The following is a 292-nucleotide window of genomic DNA, read 5'->3' as shown; positions in this document are numbered from 1 at the left end:
AGGATTATGCATTACGCTGGGAAATTGAAACCTTATTCAGTTGTCTCAAAGGACGCGGGTTTAATCTTGAAAATACGCGCTTGACAGACCCTAGACGAGTGAAAAAATTGATTGCGGTGTTAGCTATAAGCTTCTGTTGGTGTTACTTAACGGGTGAATGGCAACATGATCAAAAAAAAGCGATAAAAATAAAGAAGCATGGACGACTCTCAATGAGTTTATTTCGCTATGGTTTAGACTATGTTCAAATGGCGATTCAGCGTTTAATTGGTTTTGGGAAAAAAGAAGAGTT

Annotated in this window: 1 protein-coding gene; it reads left to right on the top strand. The window is 38.0% G+C overall.

The features are described from left to right. Positions 1-292 (top strand): transposase (locus tag WFH18_RS18620; protein WP_336755444.1); only part of this gene is annotated, 292 nt, incomplete at both ends.

It is taken from the genome of Acinetobacter sp. USHLN143, assembly GCF_037145695.1.
GTDB classification, from domain to species: domain Bacteria; phylum Pseudomonadota; class Gammaproteobacteria; order Pseudomonadales; family Moraxellaceae; genus Acinetobacter; species Acinetobacter fasciculus.
This window is presented reverse-complemented; position numbering and strand designations above follow the sequence as displayed.